This is a genomic window from Streptomyces sp. NPDC091280 (genome assembly GCF_044768565.1).
Classification (GTDB): Bacteria; Actinomycetota; Actinomycetes; order Streptomycetales; family Streptomycetaceae; genus Streptomyces.
In genome coordinates this window covers 20,680-41,228 of sequence record NZ_JBIVUZ010000010.1, presented here as the reverse complement: position 1 = coordinate 41,228, position 20,549 = coordinate 20,680, and the positions used below count along the sequence as shown (strand labels likewise).

Sequence of the window (20,549 nt, the reverse complement as noted above, 5' to 3'; positions counted from 1 at the left end):
CCGACGTCTTTTCGCCACCCCCGCCGTGCGCTGCCCGGCCCTGATTTTGTACGGTCCCCGAATGCGCGATTCCTCTCGGCTCACGCGGCGTGCCGCTCTCGGTCTGTCCGCCGCCGCCCTTCCCGTGGCAGCGGCCACTCCAGCCTCCGCGGCGACAGTGATAGGCGGTGAACGTCTGGCCCGGGACGGGATCCAGCTGAGCGGTGCCACCGGTCTGCCCAAGAAGCTCACCGCCCGTGCCTGGCTGGTCGCCGACCACGAGACCGGTGAGGTGCTCGCCTCGTACCGGGCGCACCAGCGGCTCGCGCCCGCGTCCACGCTGAAGATGCTCTTCGCCGACACCGTGCTGGGGAAGTTCGAGCGGACCCGCACCTACCGGGTCACCGACGCCGACCTCGCCGACGTCCCCTCCGGCTCCAGCCTGGTCGGCGTCAAGCCCGGAATCACCTACACGGTGCACCAGTTGTGGCAGGGCGTCTTCCTCCGCTCCGGCAACGACGCCGTGCATGTGCTGTCCCACATGAACGGCGGGATCGCCAGGACGGTCGCCGAGATGCAGGCCAAGGCGCGGGACCTCCAGGCCCTGGACACCCATGTGGTGAGCCCGGACGGCTTCGACCACCCGGGGCAGGTCTCGTCGGCGTACGACCTCACTCTCTTCGCCCGGCACGGTCTGCACGACGACGACTTCGGCTCCTACTGCTCCACCAGGACCGCGGACTTCCCGGCCGGCGGCAAGAAGACCTTCCAGATCCAGAACACCGACCGCCTGCTCACCGGCGCCTACGGGCTGCGCCCGTACGAGGGCATGATCGGCGTCAAGAACGGCTACACCAGCCACGCCGGGAACACCTTCACCGGCGCCGCGACCCGCGACGGCCGCACCCTGCTGGTCACCGTGATGCACCCGGCCAACGGCGGCAACGAGGTCTACAAGGAGACCGAGGCGCTGCTCGACTGGGGCTTCGGCAAAGGGAGTTCGGCCCGTGCGGTGGGCAGGCTGGTCGAGCCGCTGAGCGAGGGCGGGGCGAGCGCGAGCCCGAGCGCGTCGGGGAAGAGCGCCAAGGGCGCCGCGGGGGCCACGGGAGCGTCGGCCGCGGCGGCGGACGGCACCTCGCCGTGGCGGCTGCTGGAGGGCGCGGCCGGGACGGTGGTCCTGCTCGCGGGCGGCGCGTTCGCGCTGCGTCGCCGGCGGGCGGCCGTGGCGGCGGCGAAGTCCCGGGAGGAGGAGGGGAGTTGACATGGTGCGACAGCCGTTCCACCGCCCGGTGCGAAACCTCGCGGTCCCTCGCGAGGTCCACCCCCACCCGGGCAGTGGAACGACTGTCGCCTCCCCCCTCGGTTTGGCCTGCGGAAGCTCGGTACTCCAACTGTGAAGCTTTGGTGGAGAAGAGTTGAGCATAAGTCAGTAACCGGACGCAATGGTGCGGACGGACAAATTCCGTTTGTGCAACTTGCCTCAACCGCGGCCCACATACGGCATCGCCGTCGCCAACACCGTCGCGAACTGCACATTCGCCGCCAACGGCAGCTCCGCCATGTGCCGCACCGTGCGCGCCACATCCGCGACATCCATCACCGGTTCCGGGGCTACCACCCCGTTGGCCTGCAACGCCCCGGTCTCCATCCGCCGCGTCATGTCCGTCGCCGCGTTCCCGATGTCGATCTGCCCGACCGCGATCGAGTACGGCCGCCCGTCCAGCGACAGCGACTTCGTCAGACCCGTGAGCGCGTGCTTGGTCGCCGTGTAGGCCACCGAGTGCGGCCGGGGCGCGTGCGCCGAGACCGACCCGTTGTTGATGATCCGCCCGCCCTGCGGCGCCTGCTCCTTCATCCGCCGGAACGCCGCCTGCGCGCACAGGAACGCCCCGTTGAGGTTGGTGTCCACCACATGCCGCCACGCGTCGTACGGCAGCTCCTCCACCGGCACCCCGCCCGGCCCGAACGTCCCCGCGTTGTTGAACAGCAGGTCCACCCGCCCGAAGCGCCCCACGGTCGCCGCGAACAGCGCGGTCACCTCGTCGGGCCGGGCCACGTCCGTCGCCACGACGAGCGAGGCGCCGTCGGGCACCAGCGCGGCCGTCTCCTCCAGTGTCCCGGCGCGACGGCCGGCCAGCGCCACCGACCAGCCCGCGCGCAGCAGTTCCACGGCGACCGCGCGGCCGATCCCGGAGCCCGCGCCGGTCACCACGGCTGTCCTCGCATGCTCAGCGTTCATGGACCGCAGCCTACGAGGACGGGTCAGCCCTCCTGCGGGTAGCGCACCCCGATCCGCTCCCGCACCGCGTCCAGCGTCCGCATCACCGCGAGGGTGCCCGCCAAGGGCACCAGCGGCGACTCGGTCTCACCCGCCCGCAGCGCCCGCATCACCTCGGCCGCCTCGTGCCGCAGCGTGTTGCGCGGACCGTCCGCCGGGCCGAGGACGAACTCCTCGGGGTCGCGGCCGTCCCGGTGCAGCACGAACCGCTCCGGGTGGAAGAACCCGTCCGGGATGTCGATCCGGCCCAGCGCGCCCGTCACCGACGCCGACGTCCCCGTACCGCCGACGATCGAGCAGTGCAGCGCCGCCAGCGCGCCGCTGTCCCAGGAGAACAGGGCCGCCGTCTGGAGGTCGGCGCCCTCGGGGGAGAGCACCGCCGACGCCTCGATGCCGGCGGGCTCGCCGAGCAGCAGATGCGCGAACGACACCGGGTACACCCCGAGGTCCAGCAGCGCGCCCCCGCCCTGCGCCGGGTCCCGCAGCCGGTGCGCGGGCGGGAAGGGCCCCGCGAGCCCGAAGTCGGCCTGGACGGTGCGCACTTCACCGATCGCGCCGTCGTCCACGAGCGCCTTCAGGCGCCGGATCAGCGGATTGCAGTACATCCACATGGCCTCCATCAGGAAGCCGCCGCGCGCCGCCGCCAGGTCCACCAGCTCAGTGGCCTCACGGGAGTTGAGGGTGAAGGCCTTCTCGACCAGCACATTGCGCCCGGCCTCCAGACAGAGACCGGCCGCCGCGCGGTGCGCCGAGTGCGGGGTGGCGACGTAGACGACATCGATGTCCCCGTCCGCCGCCAGCGCGGCCCAGTCGCCGTAGGCCCGCCCGATCCCGAACCGGTCCGCGAACGCCTTCGCCGACTCCTCCGTCCGCGAGGCCACCGCGACCACCTCGGCGTCGGGCAGATCCACCAGCGCCGCCGTGAACGCGGCGGCGATCCCGCCGGTCGCCAGGATTCCCCAGCGCACGTTCTCTTCCGTCATCGTGGTCCCACCCTCGCTCACCTGTACCTCGGCACCCTGTACGAGCTGAGAGCATAGGTGGCGGACCGGTCAGGGAGGGAGGGGCACATGCCCGAGCAGGAGGCGCAGGCACCGGCCGCGCCGCAGTCCGTCGTACCGTCGCCGCCGCGCGCGACCCGCCGCACCGGCCTCCTCGTCGTGCTCGTCCTCGGCGGCCTCACCGCGACCCCGCCGCTGTCGATGGACATGTACCTCCCCGCCCTCCCGGAGGTCACCCGCTCCCTGCACGCGCCCGCCGCGACCGTCCAGCTCACCCTCACCGCGTGCCTGGCCGGCATGGCGCTGGGGCAGCTGATCGTCGGCCCGATGAGCGACCGGTGGGGCCGCAGGCGCCCGCTCCTGACCGGCCTCGTCATCTACGTCGTCGCCACCGCCCTGTGCGCGTTCGCACCCGACGTGGAGCTCCTGGTCGCCTTCCGCCTCCTCCAGGGCCTCGCGGGCGCGGCCGGCATAGTGATCGCCCGGGCCGTCGTCCGCGACCTCTACGACGGCGTCGCCATGGCCCGTTTCTTCTCCACCCTCATGCTGGTCTCCGGGGTCGCCCCGGTCGTCGCCCCGCTCGTCGGCGGCCAGATCCTGCGGGTCACGGACTGGCGGGGCGTGTTCGTGCTGCTGACCTTCGTCGGCGCGGCCCTCGCGGTCCTCGTCTGGACCCGCCTCCCCGAGACCCTCGCCCCCGCCGACCGCCACGTCGGCGGCACCCGCGAGGCCCTGCGCTCCATGCGCCACCTCCTCACCGACCTCCCCTTCACCGGATACCTGCTCACCGGCGGCTTCGCCTTCGCCTCCCTGTTCGCCTACATCTCCGCGTCCCCCTTCGTCGTCCAGGAGATCTACGGCGCCTCCCCGCAGACCTTCAGCCTGCTCTTCGGCGTCAACTCGGTCGGCCTGGTCGCGGTCGGCCAGATCAACGGCAAACTGCTGGTCGGCCGGGTCTCCATGGACAAGGTGCTGGGCGCCGGCCTGGCGGTGGTGGTGCTGGCCGCGACGGCGCTGCTGCTGATGGCGACGGGCGCCTTCGGAGCGGTGGGCCTGGCCCCGGTGGCCACCGCCCTCTTCGTCCTCATGTCGGCGATGGGCGTGACCCTCCCCAACGCCCAGACCCTCGCCCTGCTGCGCACCAAGCACTCCGCCGGCTCCGCCTCCGCGCTGCTCGGCACCTCCTCCTTCCTCATCGGCGCCGTCGCCTCCCCCCTCGTCGGCATCGCGGGCGAGCACACCGCCGTCCCCATGGCCGTCGTCCAACTGGTGGCCGCACTAGTGGCGACGGCCACCTTCGTGGGAATGTGCCGTCCCTGGAACGCCCGTACGACCGCGGAGGGAGTGGGCAGCTGAGCGCCCCGAGACTGCGCAGCGACACACCGGAACGGGCGGGCCTCGACCCCGGGGAACTCCGCCACCTCGTCCGGGAGGTCCACGCCCTCACCACCGGCGACCGCCCCTGGGCGGCGGGCACCGTCGTGGTCGCCGGCCGCGGCCCGGTGATCGCCGTACAGGAGGCGGCGGGCTGGGCCGTGCGGTACGCGGCCTACGACCCCGGGACGGACGCGGGGGTGGAACTGCCGCCGTCCTCCCGCGTGCCGATGACGGTCGACACCCCGTTCGACCTCGCGTCCCTCACCAAGCTCTTCACGTCCGTCGCCGCCATGCAGCAGATCGAACGGGGCACCCTGGGCATCGACGCCCGCGTCGGCGCCTACCTGCCCGACTTCCGCGCCGCCGCCCGGCACGACATCACCGTCCGCCAGCTCCTCACCCACACCTCGGGCCTGCGCCCCGAACTCCCGCTGTACGACTGCGCGGACGACACGGAACGCCTGGCGATGCTGCGGGCGGAGGCGCCGGTGGGGGAGCCCGGCACGTATCTCTACTCGGACCTGAACCTCCTCCTGCTCCAGTTCGTCCTGGAACGCGTCGCCGGACGCACCCTCGACGCCCTGGTCCACGACGGCATCACCCGCCCCCTGGGCATGACCTCCACCGACTTCGGCCCGTGCCCCGGCGCGGCGGCCACCGAGGACCAGCGCCGCCCCTGGGCCAAGACGGACCGGGGCATGCTGCGGGGCGTGGTCCACGACGAGAACGCCTGGGCCCTGGGCGGCGTGGCGGGCCACGCGGGCCTCTTCTCCACCGGCCACGACCTGGCGGTCTTCTGCCGTACCCTCCTCGCCGGGGGCTCCTACGGCCCGGCCCGCATCCTGGGCGCCGACTTCGTCGAACTGCTCCTGACCCCACCCGGGCTCGGCTTCGCCGTCGACCAGGCCTGGTTCATGGGGGAGCTGGCGGGCCGGGGCGCGGCGGGCCACACGGGGTTCACCGGGACGTCACTGGTACTCGATCCGGCGACGGACACCTTCCTGGTGCTCCTGGCCAACACCGTGCACCCGCGCAGGAGGGGCCCGGACAGCGGGCCGAGGGCGGCGGCGGGGACGCGGATGGCGCGCGCGGTACGGGGCTTTTGACGCGAGCCTTCTCGACACCCGAGGCGGGTGGTGGGTGGGCCTGCGTCCCTGGGGGCCACTTAGAATGCGGCGGGTGAACGACCCCGTGGCCCCGGCCGAAACCCTCCGTACCGCTCTCGCCGCACTGCTCGGCGGGCTTCCGCCCCGGCAGGCCGCCGGCGCAGTGGAGCGCCTGATCGGCACCTACCGCGGGGCCACCCCGACCGACGCCCCGATCCTCAGGGACCGCGCGGACGTCGTCGCCTACGCCGCCTACCGGATGCCGGCCACCTTCGAAGCCGTACGCTCCGCGCTGGACGCGTTCGCCGACGCCGTACCCGACTGGGCTCCCCAGGGTCACACCGACGTCGGCGGCGGCACCGGCGCCGCGACCTGGGCGGTCACCGCCACCTGGCCCGGCGACCGCCCGGTGACCGTGCTCGACTGGGCCGAACCCGCGCTCGCCCTCGGCAAGGAGCTCGCCGCCGCCAACCCCGCGCTGGGCGGGGCCAGTTGGCGGCGCGCCCGGATCGGCCCGGCGCTCGCCCTCGACGCCACCGACCTCGTCACCGTCTCCTACGTCCTCAACGAACTCACCGTCGCCGACCGCGCCGCCCTCGTCGACGCCGCCGCGTCGGCCGCGCGGTCCGTGGTGATCGTCGAGGCCGGCACCCCCGACGGCTACGCCCGGGTCGTCGAGGCCCGCGACCGGCTGATCGGCGCCGGATTCCGGATCGCCGCCCCCTGCCCGCACTCCGCCGCCTGCCCGATCGTCCCCGGCGAGGACTGGTGCCACTTCTCGGCCCGGGTCAGCCGCTCCTCCCTGCACCGCCAGGTCAAGGGCGGCTCCCTGCCCTACGAGGACGAGAAGTTCAGCTACGTGGCCGCCACCCGCCTGCCCGTCGAACCCGCCCCCGCCCGGATCGTACGGCGCCCGCAGATCCGCAAGGGCCAGGTGCTGCTCGACCTCTGCGGGGACGACGAGCGGCTGGGCCGGACGACGGTCACCAAACGCCACGGCGACCTGTACAAGGCGGCCCGGAACGCCGACTGGGGCGACCCCTGGCCGTCCTAGGGCTGTAGTGCCGCAGCGCGCGATGACGTAGACCCGAAGGACGTAAATCCTGGCAAAGCGTGTGATAGGCGGTGATCCGGGGCTCGGTGTGTCTCGTCCCACCTGCCCCGCATGTGGGGTACCGCCTCCCCGGGCGCAGGATGGTGCGACGATGGGGGAGGTTCTCCGTACAACAACAGGACAAGAACAACAGGGCGACAACAGCGAGGCGAGGAGATAGATGAGCGCGACGTTCGGTGGCCGGACCGGTCGGCAGGGCAGACTCTCCTCGTGGCTGCGCGGACGCCGCCCGCAGGAGGAGGCCGCCGACGGCGGGGGACGCGAGGCGCTGCTGCTCGCCGCCGCCGCAGCGGGACTGCCGCTCGCGCCCGCCGCGCACCCCGCCCCGGGCTATCGCTGTTCGTGCGACCGGGTGGGCTGTCCCACACCGGCCCGGCACCCGGTGTCGTTCGCCTGGCAGACGCAGTCCACGACCGACCGCGCGCAGATCGAGCGCTGGGCCCGCCACCAGCCGCAGGCCAACTTCATCACCGCGACCGGCATGGTCAACGACGTCCTGGACGTCCCCCTGGAGGTGGGCCGCGAGGCGCTGGAGCGGCTGCTCGCCGCCGGTGTCGAGGTCGGCCCGGTCGCCGCGAGCGACGACGGACGGCTGCTCTTCTTCACCCTCACCCGCGGCACCCCCGAGGACGAGGACGAGTGGTGGCCCTGCGAACTGGACTGCCACCCCGAGACGATGGACGAACACCCGGGACTGCGCTGGCACTGCCGAGGCTCCTACGTCCTGGTCCCGCCGGCCCGACTGCCCGGCGACAACCAGTCCGTGCACTGGGTACGCGGCCCCGAACATCCCCTGCCCGACCCGCTGACCCTCCTCGAAACCCTCACCGACGCCTGCGCCCGCCACGCCGGCCAGGAACCCGACCACGCGAACGCGGCCTGGCCGCTGGGCCGTTGACCGGTCAGGCGCTGTTCCTGACCTGATCCGCCGTCAGCCGCCCTGTGCGGAGGTCAGCCCCTCGATCCGGCCCAGCACCGACACCTTGCCGCCCCGCTCGGGGTCCAACGCCACCTGGTTGGACATGAGTTGGAGGGTGAGGGACTGCTGCGCGGAACCCGTCGTCAGCGCCTGCACGTTCTTGTTCTGGGTCGGCACCGAGGTGCCCGCCGCCGCGGTCTCCTTCTGGAAGTAGCGCGTGGTGTAGAACACCAGCGCCCCGCCGTCCGCCGTGCGCAGCGCCACCGGGGCGTAGTCGCCGGCGGTCAGCGGTTCGTCGAGGAACTGGACGGCCAGCCCGGGCTTGGTGGCCTTCTCGCGGTCCGCGCGCCACGCGCTGGTGTGCGGACCGTCCGCGAAGTCCGTCCCGCCGCTCTTCAGATACGACGCGTAGCGCTTGCTCAAGTCCCCGGGCGCGACCGCGAGTTCGGCCGAGTCGGCGGGCACGGCCTCGGCCCAGCCGTCCTTGTCGGTCTTGAACTTCGGTACGGCACTGGGCGCGAGCAGCGTCAGATACGCCACCTGCCACGGCTCGGAGAGGTCGTTCCGGGTGAACACCAGCAGCCAGCGGGAGCTGCCGCCCTTGTTGCCGGCGGCGTCGGCCAGGAACCAGCGCGGCCAGCCGGCCTTCTTCGGGATGGTGAACTTCGCGTCCGTCAGCTCCAGCGGGGAGTAATTCGCGTTCCCCGAGGGCGAGTTGGTGTGCCCCGCCTTCAGCCGGGCCGCGTCGATGTCACCGAGCGCGCCGGTGACATGGGCGGCGTCCAGGGAACTGTCGTAGGCCTTGTCCGCCGCGTTGTACGCGGTCGTGAACTGCTGGAGCGCCGTGGCGGCCTCGGCGCGCGTGGTGGCCGGGAGGACCTCGCGTTCCCCGTGGACCACCACGCAGCCACTGGCCGTCAGCGACAAAGCGGTCATCAAGGCCGCCGTCAGTACGCGTCGGTCAAGCCTGCGGAGCCTTCGAGGGCTGCGATCCCTGCTCATCAGGTGTCTTCACCTTCCCCTTCCCGGAGGCGAACCCTACCGGGGCGAAGAACAGGGTGAGCGTGGGGACCAGGTACAGCAGCCACACCGTGATCTGGAGGACGGTCGGGTCCGGCTGGAAGTTGAAGACGCCCTTGAGGAGGGTGCCGTACCAGCTGTCCGGCGGGATCGTGCCGCTGATGTCGAAGGCCAGATTCGTCAGCCCCGGGATCCAGTCGGCCTCCTGGAGGTCGTGGAAGCCGTAGGCCAGCACGCCCGCCGCGACCACGACGAGCATCGCGCCGGTCCAGGTGAAGAACTTCGCGAGGTTGATCTTCAGGGCGCCCCGGTAGAACAGCCAGCCCAGGAACACGGCGGTGGCCAGGCCGAGTCCCACGCCGACCAGCGGGCGCGGGGTGCCGTCGCTGGCCGCGTGCACCGAGGCCCACACGAACAGCGCGGTCTCCAGCCCCTCGCGGCCGACGGCGAGGAACGCGGTGGCCACCAGCGCGCCGGTGCCTATCGCGAGGGCCGCGTCCAGCTTGCCGTGCAGTTCGGACCGGAGGTGCCGGGCGGTGCGCCGCATCCAGAACACCATCCACGTCACCAGCCCGACCGCGAGGATCGACAGCGAACCGCCGAGCGCCTCCTGCGCCTCGAACGTCAGCTCCTGGGAGCCGAATTCGAGCGCGCAGCCGAAGCCCATCGCGATGAGGACGGCGACACTGATGCCGATCCAGATCGGCTTCAGCGCGTCCCGCCGCCCGGTCTTGACCAGATAGGCGATCAGGATGCAGACGACGAGGCTGGCCTCCAGGCCCTCGCGCAGACCGATCAGATAGTTGGAGAACACGGTCTACGACCCCTTCGCGTCCTGCGGGAACAGCGTGCTGCCCCACCAGTCGTCCTTGTCGCGGACGCCCGGCGGGACGGCGAAGACCGCCGAACCCACGTGCTGGATGTACTCGTTGAGCGCGTCGGTCGCCGACAGCCTGCGTTGCAGCGGGATGAATCCCTTGCGCACGTCGCGCTGGTAGGCCAGGAAGAACAGGCCCGCGTCGAGCCGGCCGAGGCCGTCGGTGCCGTCGGTGAAGGAGTAGCCCCGGCGCAGGATGGTGACCCCGCCGTTGGAGTCGGGGTGCGCGAGCCGGACGTGCGCGTCGGGCTTCATCGCCTTCAGGAACGGCGCGTCGTGCTCCTTGGCCTTGCCGACCGGCGCGCCCTCGCCCTTGTCGCGGCCGAAGACGTCCTCCTGCTCCTGGAGCGAGGTCCGGTCCCAGGTCTCGATGTTCATCCGGATGCGCCGGGCGACGAGATACGAACCCCCGGTCATCCAGGCCGAGTTCTCGCCGGCGTCCGCCTCGCCGACCCACACGAACTTCTTCAGCCGGTCGGTCTCGGTGCCCGCGATGTTGCGGGTGCCGTCCTTGAACCCCATGAGGTTGCGCGGGGTCTGAGCCCCCGGGGTGGTCGACGAGGTCTTCCCGAAGCCGAGTTGGGACCAGCGGATGGCGACCTTGCCGAAGCCGATCCGGGCCAGGTTGCGGATCGCGTGCACGGCGACCTGCGGGTCGTCGGCGCACGCCTGCACACAAAGGTCCCCGCCGGTACGGGACTTGTCGAAGTTGTCGCCGGGGAACTGCGGCAGGTCGACCAGGGCCTCGGGGCGGGCGTCCTTGAGCCCGAACTTCTCGAAGAAGGACGGCCCGAAGCCGATGGTGAGGGTCAGCCGCGAGGGTTTCAGCCCCAGCGCCTCTCCGGTGTCGTCCGGCGGCGCCTCGGCGAGCCCGCCGTAGGCCCCGTCACCGACCGCGTGTCCGCCGGTCATCCGGCGGGCCGCGGCCGTCCAGTCCTTCAGCATCCCGACGAACTCGGCGCGGTCCTCGGTCTTCACGTCGAACGCGGCGAAGTGCAGCCGGTCCTGCACGGGCGTGGCGATGCCCGCCTGGTGGGCGCCGTGGAAGGCGACCGCGGCTCCGGTATCGGCACCGGCCGGGTCGACGTCCTCGCCGACCCGGCTCATCGCCACCGCGCCACCGGCCGCGACGGCGCCGAGCGCGAGCCCGGCACCGCCCCAGCCGATCAGCGAACGGCGGGAGGGCGCACCGCTTTCCTGGACTTCGGTCATCTCAGGCCTACTTCACGACGGCGGCGGCGAGCTTCGACAGCGGCTCCGCGAGCGCGTTGACCGCGTCCGACAGCTCCTTGCGCTGGTCCTTGGTGACCTTGTCGTACGACACGAAGCCGTCCGAGGTCGACGTGGAGCGGTACTTGTCGAGCAGCGTGTCGATCGCGGCGAACTGCTTGTCCAGCTCGGTGGTCAGCGCCGCGTCGTTCTTCTGGGCGACCGGCTTCAGCAGCTCGTACGCCTTCTCGGCGCCGTCGACGTTGGCCTTGAAGTCGCTCAGGTCGGTGTGCGAGTAGCGGTCCTCCTCGCCGGTGACCTTGCCGGTGGCGACCTCGTCGAGGAGTTCCTTGGCGCCGTTGGCCATCGAGGTCGGGGTGATCTCCGCCTTGCCGACCCGCTTCTGCCAGTCCTTCAGATCGGTGAGCAGCTCATCGGCGAGGGCCTTCTGCTCGGTGCCGATCTTCTTGTCCACCCACAGGGCCTTCTCCAGGGCGTGCCAGCCGGTCCACTTCTGGCCCTTCTCCAGGTCGTTGACGCGGGTGTCGGTCTTGGGGTCGATGTCCCCGAACGACTCGGCGATCGGCTCGGTGGTCTCCCAGCCGACGCGGGAGGGGGCATAGGCGTTCTTGGCGGCGGTGAGGTCGCCCGCCTTGATCGCGTCGACGAAGGTCTCCACCTTGGGGATCGTCGCGTCGGCCTCGTTCTGCGCGTACTCGCGGTAGGCGGCGACGGCCGCGTCCAGCTTCGGGTCGCGCTTGGCGACGCTGCCCCCGGTGACGGTCAGCTTCTGCCGTACACCGTGCCCCTTCATCCCGGGCCGGCAGGCGATCTCGTACGAGCCCGCCTTCACCTCGGCGGTGAGCGTGTACTTGGTGCCCGGCCCGATGTTCTCCTTCTCGGTGACGATCCGGTCGTCCGGGAAGAGGATCTCGACCTCGGTGGCCTTGGAGCCGGTGTTGGCTATCTTCAGCGTGACCTGCCCGGCCGGGACCGACTTGGTGGAGGTCGTGCACTTGGAGTCGGCCGCGGTCACCTGGATCGCGTCGCCGTCCTTGGCGTCGCTCTTCGCGGTGCACGCCGTGACGGCGGTCAGTGCGGTCGCGGCGGCGACAGCGGTGACGACGGGAAGTCGGACGGCACGCATGCGGGCTCCAAGCGGGAGGGTCTGGCGAGGTGGTGTGGTGAGGCTGCCCTAACTTACCTGAGGCTTACCTCAGTCATACCCGCCCGGGGTGGTATTCACTGGCCACAGATAAATCACAGGCACGGCTTGATCTCGACGGCGAAAAACGAATGCCAAGGGGAGGTCAAGGAGTGGTCAAGACGGGCGTCTTGGGGCCACGACGGCCGCCCCCGTGCGCGGATGCGGGAACACCTCGACCGCCTGCTCGTAGACGTCGCTCAGCAGCTCCTCGGTGAAAACCACCCCCGGCGGACCGTCCGCCGCGACACGGCCGGCGCGCAGGATCGCGACCCGGTGCGCGTAGGCGGCGGCCAGCGCGAGGTCGTGCAGCACCACGACCACCGCGTCCCCCGCGCGCGCCCTCTCCCGGCACAGCCGCAGCACCAGTTCCTGGTGCCGGAGGTCGAGCGCGGCCGTCGGTTCGTCCAGCAGCACCAGCGGCGCCCGCTGCGCCAGCACCCGCGCGAGCGCGACCCGGGCCCGCTCGCCGCCGCTGAGCGCCGAGAACGGCCGCGGCGCGAAGTCCGTCACCTCCGCAGCGGCCATGGCCTCCGCCACGGCGAGATCGTCCTCGGCCGGGCCGGTCGCGTGCGGCGCCCGTCCCATCCGGACCACCTCCTCGACCGTGAACGGGAAGGAGAGCGTGGCCGATTGGGGCAACACCGCGCGCCGCAGGGCGAGTTCGGGAGCGGACCAGTCCGTCGCGGGCCGTCCGTGGATGCGCACGACCCCCGCGACAGGCGGAAGATCGGCGGCCAGTGCGCCCAACAGGGTCGATTTCCCCGCCCCGTTGGGCCCCACCAGGGCGAGCACCTCACCGGCCCGGACGGGCACGGACACCCCGTGGAGGACCTCGCGCGACCCGAGCCGGACGCGCAGGTCCTCGGCCTCGGCGAGGACGTCACCCGGTACGGCGGGGGAGGGCGGCGCGGGACGACCGCGCAGGAGCCGTATCGATCGGACCTGCCTCATGCCCAACCCCCTTGCCTGCGCCGCGTCCTGCGCAGCAGCCAGAAGAAGAACGGACTGCCGAGCAGCGCCGTCAGCACACCGAGCGGCAGCTCCGCCGGAGCCGCGACCGTGCGGGCCGTCAGATCCGCCGCCAGCAGCACCAGTGCCCCCAGCAGCGCGCTCGCCGGGATCAGGAAGCGGTGTCCCGGCCCCACCGCCATCCGCAGCAGATGCGGCACGACCAGGCCCACGAAGCTGATGATCCCGGACACACTGACCGCCGCCGCCGTGAGCAGCGCGATGACCAGGACCAGGACGACCCGCAGCCGTTCCACGTCAACTCCCAGGTGGCGCGCGGGGCGTTCACCCAGGGCCAGCAGATCCAGCCGGCCGGCGTACAGCGGCGCCAGGGTCAGTCCGACCGCCGCGCACGGCAGCACCGCGAGCACCTTCGGCCAGGTCGCCTGGGAGAGCGAGCCGAGCTGCCAGAACGTGATCTGGTTGACCGCGGCCGTGTCCGCGAAGAACAGGAACAGCCCGATCAGCGCCCCCGCGAACGCGTTCAGCGCGATCCCGGTGAGGATCAGCGTCACGACCTCCGTACGGCCGCCCGAGCGCGACATCGCGTAGACGAGCAGGACCGTCGCCAGCCCCGTCACGAACGCCACCGCCGACACCGTCCACGTGCCGAGGAAGTCCAGCCCGAGCGCGATCACCGCGACCGCGCCCACCGCCGCCCCCGAGGACACCCCGATGACGCCCGGCTCGGCGAGCGGATTCCCGAACACGCCCTGCATCAACGCCCCCGCGCAGCCCAGCGAGGCCCCGACGAGCAGCGCCAGCACGATCCGGGGGAAGCGCACGTTCCACAGCACCGACTCCGGCACCCGCTGCAACGCGTCCCCGCCGAGCCCCAGCCGGTGCTGTACGGAGGAGAGGACGTCACCGACCGGGATGGGGTACGCGCCCAGCCCCGCGGCCACCGGCACGAGCACGAGCAGGGCCAGGACCAGCCCGGCGGTGAGCAGCCAGGCGTTGCCGTGTCGGCGTCTCACGCGGTGCCGTCCCCGTACAACTGCGCCACGATCGACCGGAGCACCTGGTCGGTGCGCGGCCCGTAGTTGAGCAGCACCCCGTCCTCGACCGACACCACCCGCCGGTCCATCCCGGCCGGGGTCTGCGCGACCCCGGGGATCTTCACCAGTCCGTCGATGCCGCCGACCGACTCAAGTCCCTTGGTCATGACGAGAATCGCGTCCGGCGCGGCCTTCGCCAGCGCCTCGGTGGTGATCGCCGTGAAGTCCTTCTCCAGCCCCGATTCCGCGCCCGCGTCGACCGCCCCGGCCGCCTCCAGGAGCGAGGTCGCCCCCGAGCCCTTGCCGCCGATCAGATACACGGACGCGGACCCGCGCAGATAGAGGAACGCGACCCGCGGCCTGTCCTTGTGCGCCGGAATCGCCTTGCGCACGGCGGCGATCCGGTCCTGCGAACGCTTGGTCAGCTCGGCACCGGCGGCCGGCACCCCGAGCGCGTCGGCCACCGCCCGGATGCGCGGGCCGACGTCCGCGAGTCCCTGCGCGGGATCGACGACCAGGACGGGAACGCCGGCCGCGCGGATCTGGCCCATCGCCTCGGACGGCCCGGTGGTCTTCTCGGCGAGCACGAGATCGGGCTTGAGGGAGAGCACGCTCTCGGCGGAGACGTCGTGGTTGCGGGTCACCAGCGGGAGTTTCGCGGCCTGTTGGAAGGTGGCGGTGATGTCCCGGGCCACCACCCGGTCGCCGAGCCCGAGCGTGAACACGATCTCGCTGAGGCTGCCGGAGAGCGGCACGACGCGCCGCGCCCGGTCGACGGTGACCTTCCTTCCGTCGGCGGAGGTCACGGTGACCGGGAGTCGGGGCTCGGGGGTGTCGGTCAGCGGCTCCACCCGATTCGCCGCCGTGGCGCCGGTCTTCGCGGACGCCGTGGTCGCGGTGGTGCCGGTGCCCCCGCATCCGGTGAGCGTGAGCGCGAGCACGGTCAACAGTGCTCCCGCCAGTCGTGTGCGCAAGCGTGGCACGGTCCCGTCCGTCTCTCTAGGTCTCTCGCGGGCTCTGTCGTTTCTGGTGAAGAAAGCTTAGGTTAGCCTTACCTTTGTTCGCTACCGGCTGTCGTCACCGGAGGACCCACCCATGCTCGCGCGCTCGAAAGCCGTGCTTATTCCTGGTTCGCCTCCGGGGCGCTCCAGCCGGCTCACGGTCACCGTGTTGCTCGCGGCTGTCCTCGGCGCCCTCCTCCCGGCGGGCCTCGCACACGCCGAGAGCCGTACCGTGCAGGGCGGCCGGCTCGACTGGGGCATCAAGTCCTCGTTCCAGAGCTATGTCACCGGGCCCATCGCGAACGGGAGTTACTCCCTCACGGGCGGCGCGGCGACCGTGGGCAGCAGCCAGTTCCGCTTCCCCTCGGCGACGGGTTCCTACGACGGCTCGACCGGCACGTTCCGCTCGTCCTTCGCGGGCGGGGTGCACTTCGTCGGCCACAAGAAGAGCGACGGCGGCTACGAGCTGGACCTCACCCTGAGCCGCCCCACGGTCCGTATCTCGGGCTCGGCGGGCACCCTCTACCTGGACGTCACCAGCAAGGCGAAGGGCACGGGGACGGTCACCACCTCCTCCCAGGTCCCCTTCGCCAACCTCTCCCTCGGCGGCATCGACATGAAGGGCGGCGGCACCGCCGTCGTCCTCAACAACCTTCCCGCCACGCTCACTTCACAGGGCGCCAGGTCCTTCGCCGGCTACTACACGGCCGGCACGGCCCTCGACCCCGTGAGCCTCTCGGCCGACGTGAAGGCGGCGACCAAGAAATCCACACCCACCCCGGCACCGACCAAGTCCACCGCGAAGAAGGAGACTTCGACCGGCGCGATCACGGACGGCGCCGTCGACTGGGGGGTGCGCCGCACCTTCCGGGAGTACGTCACCGGGGACATCGCCAAGGGCAGGTGGACGCTCTCGGCCGGAGCGCAGGACGGCGGCGCGCTCTTCCGCTTCCCGAGCGGTGAAGGGACGTACAGGAACGGGGAGTTGACGGCGTCGTTCAAGGGCGCGGTCCGCTTCACCGGAGCGCAGGGCCTCGACCTGAGGCTCAGTGGGGTCCGGACGACCGTACGGGACGGCAAGGGCACCCTCTACGCCGACGTCACCGGCGCCGACCTCACCGGCGAGAAGGTCCCGCTGGTCACCTTCACCGCCGGCGGCCTCAAGGCGGTCAAGGGCCTCGCGAAGCTCACCGAGGCCCCCGCGAAACTCACCGCACAGGGCGCCAAGGCCTTCGGCGGGATGTACCAGGCGGGCACCGCCATGGACCCGGTGTCCCTGGCCGTCGCCCTCACCGACGACGCGAAACTGCCCGCCCTGCCCGATCTGGGCAGCACGCCCACGGCGAGCACGACCCCGGAGGAGCAGTCGGCCCGGCCCTCGGTCTCCGCCGAACCGGTCGCCGACAACTCCGCCGCCGACAAGGGCGGTTCGGCCGCCCTGCCGATCGGCCTCGCGGCCGGCGCGCTGCTGCTGGTGGCCGCGCTCTCCGCGCTCGTCCTCGTCCGCAGGCGCCGCACCCGCCCGGCGACCGACAGCGCGTCGCCGGAGGCGGAGTAACCCCCTCACCCGGGTCCGCCGGTCGGCGGACCATCCACTCACCTCAAGGAGAACCACGGCCATGCCCGCCAGACCTCGCACCCCCCTCGCTCTCGCCGCGGCCGTCGCGACCGCCGCCGCGCTCGGCGCCACCGCGCTCGCCACGACCACCGCGTCGGCGGCCGAAGTCCCGCTCAGCGGCTACGAGTTGACCTGGGGCATCAAGCAGTCGTACCGCACGTATGTGAGCACCTACGCGCAGGGTTCCTTCACCGTCACCGACGGCGCCTCGCAGGCCGCGAACAACGGCGCGTTCACCTTCACCGCCGGCACGGGCACGTACGACACCACCAGCCACGCGCTGCACCTCACCTTCAAGGGCACGATCACCGCCAAGTCGACGCTGCACGGCTTCGTGCGGGAGATGTCCGACTTCCAGTACGACAGTGCCGCGGGCACCCTCACCGCCGACCTCGTCGCGGACGGCGGCACCAAGCAGCAGGACGTGACGCTCGCCACCGTCGCCGCGCCGACCAGCTCGGACCTGACGAACCTGGCCACCACGCTGACCGCCGCCGCGGGCACCTTCCTCGGCAGCGACACATACGCGAACGCGGCCGGCGACCCGCTGTCGGCGGTCAAGCCCGCGTCGACGACGTCCCCGACGCCGAGCGCCTCGCCCACGGAGTCGACGACCCCGTCCGCCACCCCCACGCAGTCGGCCACGCCGAGCGCGACCCCGAGCACCACGGCCTCGGCCACGACCTCCGCGAGCGCGAGCCCCTCGGACACGGCGACCGAACCGGCTGCCACCGAGGGCGAGATCGCGGACGGCACCCTCACCTGGGGCGTGAAGGAGTCCTTCCGCTCCTACGTCGTGGGCAGCGTCGCGAACGGCAGGATCACCACCTCGGACGGCGCCTCGCAGGCCACCGGCAACGGCGTCTTCACCTTCACCGGCGCGACCGGCAGCTACGACACCGACGCCGACACCCTCTCCGCCGCCTTCGAGGGCGCGGTGAACTTCAAGGGCCATGAGGACAACGGCACTTACGGCCTCGACCTCACCCTCACCGACCTCAAGGCGACCCTCGACGGCGGCTCCGGCAAGCTCACGGCGGACGTGACGAGCCTGGGGGAGAAGTCCGAGGACGTGGTCCTGGCCGACCTGAAGGCCGACTCGGCCGACCTCACCGCGAAGGACGACGTCATCACCCTCGACGACGTCACCACCACCCTGACCGCCGCCGGCGCGAAGGCCTTCGGCGGCTTCTACCAGACCGGCGCGGCCCTCGACCCGCTCGACCTGTCGGTGGCCCTGACGGACGACGCCACCCTCCCCTCGGACGACTCGTCGTCGGGCGGCACGGGCACCGACACGTCCTCCGACAGCTCCGACAACTCCGGTACGACGGGCTCGACTTCGGGCGGCGTCACCGGTTCCACGACGGGCGGCGCGACCGGTTCCCTCGCCTCGACGGGTTCCGAGGTACCGGCGACGGCACTGGGCGCGGCAGCCGCGGTGACGGTGGCGGCGGGCGCGGGTGTGGTGCTGGCGATGCGCAGGCGGCGCACGGAGGCCTAATCCGGTTCCCGAGGCGACCAGGGTCCCCCAGACTGCTCCTCATGAAGAGGGCGCGCAGAGAACTGCTCGGGCCGGGCGGTCTCGTACTCCAGGTACGGGACCGTCATGGCCCGCCTCCGTTGCGCTTCGAGACGGCGGCCGGCGGCCGGTTGCTGCTCCGCCAAGGGGGCCGCCCCCTGCTGCTCGGCCGGGAGGAACAGGGCGGCTGCGCGCGCGAGAGCCTCTTCGTGCACAGGCTCGACGGCTTCCGCTCACCCCTTCCCCGGATCCGCTGGGAGCTGATGAGGAACCCCGGCAACTGGGTTCACCAGTACGCGCGTTGGCTGGAAGAGGCAGGGGAGGGCCCGCTGCACGACGCCCGCTGGAACCTCCGCGAGTGGCACGACTTCCCGGCGTACGTGTGGTGGGGCGACTTCATGCGCGAGTGGCCCGCCTGCCGTCTCGACTGGTGCGCGGGCGGCTGGGAGGGCGTCGTACCGCTGCGCCCGCTCTCCGCGACCGACGCGCCACGGGTGAAGGCCTACCGCGGACCCGCCCGCGAGGACACGCTCGCCCCCGTTCTCCTGTGGCGGGTCACACCGCTCGACGGCTGGGTGATCCTCGACGGCCACGACCGGGCCGTGGCGGCACTCGCGGAGGGGCGGACCCCACCGTGCCTGGTGCTGCGCCGCGTACCGGACGACGAGACCTGGCGACGGACCGCGGACGAGGTGACCGAGGCCCACGAGCACCGCATGGAACACCTGACGAGGGACCGCGCCGACACCGGCACTGGCACCGACACCGCCACCGACACACAGACCGAGGCCGAGACCGAGACCGACCGCAGACGGGCCGCCCTGGAACGGGCATACGCGGACACACTGTCGACACTGCCCTACGACGGCGCCCCCACCCCCACCTGGCCCCTCCCCGGCGGAGCCCCGGCCTGGGATGACCTCGCCGCCCGCGCGATGTTTGAATGCCCCCGTGACTGACTACGACGTACTGCGTGTCTTCTGCGGCCCCAGCGGCGGATACGGCAACGAACTGGGCGTCGTCCGCGAGGGTTCCGTCATGCCGGACCCGGGCGAGCGACAGCTCTTCGCCGGGAAACTCGGCTTCAGCGAGACGGTGTTCGTCGACGACCCCGAGCGCGGAGTCATCGACATCTACACCCCGACCACGCGCCTGCCCTTCGCGGGCCACCCCTGCGTCGGCTCGGCCTGGCTGCTGGACATACCCGAACTGGTCACTCCCGCGGGGATAGTCGGTGCCCGCCTGGACGGCGAGTTCAGCTGGATCGAGGCCCTCCCGGAGTGGGCCCCGCCGCGGACACTGCGACAGTACGGCTCGGCCGCGGAGGTGGACGCCCTGCCCGTCCCGCCCCCCGGCGAGTGGATCTACGCCTGGGCCTGGGAGGACGAGGCGGCGGGCCGCGTCCGCGCCCGAGCCTTCCCCGGCCGCGACGACGGCATCCCCGAGGACGAGGCGACGGGCGCGGCGGCGATGCTCTTGACCGACCGACTGGGCCGCGCCCTCAACATCACACAGGGCGCGGGTTCTCAGATACTCACGGCACCGCAGCCGGGGGGCTGGGTGGAGGTCGGGGGGCGGGTGTTCCTGGAGCGCTAGCCCGCCTCACGCGCTCAACGGAAACTCCTCCCCCAACGCCCCGAACACCCCGGTGTTCAGCGCGAACGCCCGCTTGCACTCCGTCACCACCCGCTGCTTCTCCAGGTCGTCGAGCGGGACTCCGTCCAGCAGTTCGCGGTAACTCCGCTTGAAGGCCGCCGGGTTGCCGATCTCGTCGAAGACGTAGAAGCGGACGCCGTCGCCGCGTCGTGCGAAGCCCCAGGTCCGTTCCGCCTTGTCGCGGATGATCTGGCCGCCGGAGAGGTCGCCGAGGTAGCGCGTGTAGTGGTGGGCGAGATAGCCGGCCGGCCAGGACTCCGCGCACTCCCGTACCCGGTCCGCGTAGGCCTCGGTCGCGGGCAGCGCGGTCAGGCCGGACCGCCAGTCCGCGCCGCGCAGGTGCTCAAGGTCCCGCTCCAGCGCGGGGAGCCGGAACAACTCGGCCCGGATGAACGGTCCGGTCACCGGATCCGCCGCCAGTCGCTCGGCACCGGTCTCCAACGCCTCGTAGACGAACCACAGTTGCTCGGTGTACCGGGCGTACGCGTCCACGCCCAGCCGGCCGCCGAGCAGATCGCTCATGAAGGTGGAGGTCTCGGCCTCCACATGCTGTTCGTGGGACGCGGTGCGGATGACTGTCGAGAAGGAGTCCATGCGCCTATCCTCTAAGGTAAGCCTTACCTAAGTCAACAGGTTTACCGACGTCCTGTCGGTAAAAG

At 71.9% G+C, this 20,549-nt stretch carries 19 protein-coding genes; 9 read left to right on the top strand and 10 right to left on the bottom strand.

Annotated elements, in window-relative coordinates:
- Nucleotides 1-61: 61 nt before the first annotated feature.
- Nucleotides 62-1,240 (top strand): D-alanyl-D-alanine carboxypeptidase family protein, encoded by a 1,179-nt coding sequence (locus ACIQPR_RS28750; RefSeq protein WP_403654084.1) that lies wholly within the window; start codon nt 62-64, stop codon nt 1,238-1,240.
- A gap of 219 nt (nt 1,241-1,459) precedes the next feature.
- Here ACIQPR_RS28750 and ACIQPR_RS28745 read toward each other — a convergent pair whose 3' ends face one another.
- Both ACIQPR_RS28745 and ACIQPR_RS28740 read right to left on the bottom strand, forming a co-directional pair.
- A complete protein-coding gene (locus ACIQPR_RS28745) occupies nt 1,460-2,218 on the bottom strand; it encodes an SDR family oxidoreductase (RefSeq protein WP_403654081.1) in 759 nt (252 codons plus the stop codon).
- A gap of 23 nt (nt 2,219-2,241) precedes the next feature.
- On the bottom strand, nt 2,242-3,240 hold the full coding sequence (locus tag ACIQPR_RS28740; RefSeq protein WP_403654078.1) for a Gfo/Idh/MocA family protein: 999 nt from the start codon (nt 3,238-3,240) through the stop codon (nt 2,242-2,244).
- An 87-nt stretch (nt 3,241-3,327) separates the two neighbouring features.
- Between ACIQPR_RS28740 and ACIQPR_RS28735 the strand changes: the two genes are divergently transcribed.
- The 4 genes from ACIQPR_RS28735 (at nt 3,328) to ACIQPR_RS28720 (ending at nt 7,753) form a co-directional block, all read left to right on the top strand.
- Nucleotides 3,328-4,614: a multidrug effflux MFS transporter gene (locus ACIQPR_RS28735; RefSeq protein ID WP_403654075.1), complete on the top strand. Its 1,287-nt coding sequence runs from the start codon at nt 3,328-3,330 to the stop codon at nt 4,612-4,614.
- Nucleotides 4,566-5,741: a serine hydrolase domain-containing protein gene (locus ACIQPR_RS28730; RefSeq protein WP_403654072.1), complete on the top strand. Its 1,176-nt coding sequence runs from the start codon at nt 4,566-4,568 to the stop codon at nt 5,739-5,741. Before ACIQPR_RS28735 ends, ACIQPR_RS28730 begins: the two co-directional genes overlap by 49 nt.
- Before the next feature lie 73 nt (nt 5,742-5,814).
- Entirely contained in the window at nt 5,815-6,795 is a 981-nt protein-coding gene (locus tag ACIQPR_RS28725) for a small ribosomal subunit Rsm22 family protein (RefSeq protein WP_403654070.1), read from the top strand.
- 220 nt (nt 6,796-7,015) lie between these two features.
- Complete coding sequence (locus tag ACIQPR_RS28720) at nt 7,016-7,753, top strand: bifunctional DNA primase/polymerase (protein WP_403654067.1); 738 nt, start codon at nt 7,016-7,018, stop codon at nt 7,751-7,753.
- A 33-nt stretch (nt 7,754-7,786) separates the two neighbouring features.
- Here ACIQPR_RS28720 and ACIQPR_RS28715 read toward each other — a convergent pair whose 3' ends face one another.
- The 7 genes from ACIQPR_RS28715 to ACIQPR_RS28685 all read right to left on the bottom strand — a co-directional run bounded on the left by ACIQPR_RS28715 (nt 7,787) and on the right by ACIQPR_RS28685 (nt 15,067).
- Nucleotides 7,787-8,776 (bottom strand): hypothetical protein, encoded by a 990-nt coding sequence (locus tag ACIQPR_RS28715; RefSeq protein ID WP_403654064.1) that lies wholly within the window; start codon nt 8,774-8,776, stop codon nt 7,787-7,789.
- Entirely contained in the window at nt 8,736-9,608 is an 873-nt protein-coding gene (gene efeU, locus ACIQPR_RS28710) for an iron uptake transporter permease EfeU (RefSeq protein ID WP_403654061.1), read from the bottom strand. Before efeU ends, ACIQPR_RS28715 begins: the two co-directional genes overlap by 41 nt.
- 3 nt (nt 9,609-9,611) lie before the next feature.
- Nucleotides 9,612-10,883, bottom strand: a complete 1,272-nt coding sequence (gene efeB, locus ACIQPR_RS28705; protein WP_403654058.1) for an iron uptake transporter deferrochelatase/peroxidase subunit — start codon at nt 10,881-10,883, stop codon at nt 9,612-9,614.
- Between the two features lie 7 nt (nt 10,884-10,890).
- Nucleotides 10,891-12,027, bottom strand: coding sequence for an iron uptake system protein EfeO (gene efeO, locus ACIQPR_RS28700; RefSeq protein WP_403654055.1), 1,137 nt, complete (start codon nt 12,025-12,027; stop codon nt 10,891-10,893).
- A gap of 174 nt (nt 12,028-12,201) precedes the next feature.
- The gene (locus ACIQPR_RS28695; RefSeq protein WP_403654052.1) at nt 12,202-13,038 is read right to left on the bottom strand and encodes a heme ABC transporter ATP-binding protein; all 837 of its coding nucleotides are present in this window, start codon (nt 13,036-13,038) and stop codon (nt 12,202-12,204) included.
- Entirely contained in the window at nt 13,035-14,072 is a 1,038-nt protein-coding gene (locus ACIQPR_RS28690; RefSeq protein WP_403654049.1) for a FecCD family ABC transporter permease, read from the bottom strand. Before ACIQPR_RS28690 ends, ACIQPR_RS28695 begins: the two co-directional genes overlap by 4 nt.
- Nucleotides 14,069-15,067, bottom strand: a complete 999-nt coding sequence (locus ACIQPR_RS28685) for a hemin ABC transporter substrate-binding protein (protein ID WP_403654046.1) — start codon at nt 15,065-15,067, stop codon at nt 14,069-14,071. Before ACIQPR_RS28685 ends, ACIQPR_RS28690 begins: the two co-directional genes overlap by 4 nt.
- Nucleotides 15,068-15,188: 121 nt before the next feature.
- On the opposite strand from ACIQPR_RS28685, the gene ACIQPR_RS28680 reads away from it, so the two are divergent.
- The 4 genes from ACIQPR_RS28680 (at nt 15,189) to ACIQPR_RS28665 (ending at nt 19,830) form a co-directional block, all read left to right on the top strand.
- Complete coding sequence (locus ACIQPR_RS28680; RefSeq protein WP_403654043.1) at nt 15,189-16,652, top strand: HtaA domain-containing protein; 1,464 nt, start codon at nt 15,189-15,191, stop codon at nt 16,650-16,652.
- A gap of 61 nt (nt 16,653-16,713) precedes the next feature.
- Nucleotides 16,714-18,216: an HtaA domain-containing protein gene (locus ACIQPR_RS28675; protein WP_403654040.1), complete on the top strand. Its 1,503-nt coding sequence runs from the start codon at nt 16,714-16,716 to the stop codon at nt 18,214-18,216.
- Nucleotides 18,217-18,257: 41 nt separating this feature from the next.
- The gene (locus ACIQPR_RS28670) at nt 18,258-19,193 is read left to right on the top strand and encodes a hypothetical protein (RefSeq protein ID WP_403654037.1); all 936 of its coding nucleotides are present in this window, start codon (nt 18,258-18,260) and stop codon (nt 19,191-19,193) included.
- Nucleotides 19,186-19,830 (top strand): PhzF family phenazine biosynthesis protein, encoded by a 645-nt coding sequence (locus ACIQPR_RS28665; protein WP_403654034.1) that lies wholly within the window; start codon nt 19,186-19,188, stop codon nt 19,828-19,830. The genes ACIQPR_RS28670 and ACIQPR_RS28665 overlap by 8 nt, the downstream gene beginning before the upstream one ends.
- A gap of 6 nt (nt 19,831-19,836) precedes the next feature.
- On the opposite strand, the gene ACIQPR_RS28660 is transcribed toward ACIQPR_RS28665, so the two are convergent.
- The gene (locus ACIQPR_RS28660) at nt 19,837-20,484 is read right to left on the bottom strand and encodes a heme oxygenase (biliverdin-producing) (protein ID WP_403654031.1); all 648 of its coding nucleotides are present in this window, start codon (nt 20,482-20,484) and stop codon (nt 19,837-19,839) included.
- Between the last annotated feature and the right edge of the window lie 65 nt (nt 20,485-20,549).